General features: G+C 46.9%; 1 protein-coding gene. It reads left to right on the forward strand.

The window, feature by feature from the left end; translation table 11 throughout:
- On the forward strand, positions 1-392 hold a 392-nt coding region (locus FLP08_RS16365; protein WP_162431142.1), incomplete at both ends, for a hypothetical protein.

A 392-nucleotide genomic window follows, 5' to 3' on the forward strand; every position in this document is an offset into this window, starting at 1 on the left:
GTTACTCTTGAGAAAGGTTGTGGAGAAGAAGGAAGTTTCACTTCAACACCACCAGCTGCCGATATGAGCATTTGTACCAGTGGCTCAATTTCGTTGACCTATGGAGCCGATGACGGTTGTACTTCCGATCAGGTAAATGCCACTTTCAGTTGGACTCAGGGAGATGCTGTTGATGTAGCCGGTCCTGCCGATGTATCGCAAGAGGCTTGTTTCTATGCAGATGATGCTACTTTACAGTCGGCATATAGTGCTTGGTTGGCAGAATTCGTTACTCTTGAGAAAGGTTGTGGAGAAGAAGGAAGTTTCACTTCAACACCACCAGCTGCCGATATGAGCATTTGTACCAGTGGCTCAATTTCGTTGACCTATGGAGCCGATGACGGTTGTACTTC

It is taken from the genome of Christiangramia aestuarii (assembly GCF_009735585.1).
GTDB classification, from domain to species: Bacteria; Bacteroidota; Bacteroidia; order Flavobacteriales; family Flavobacteriaceae; genus Christiangramia; species Christiangramia aestuarii.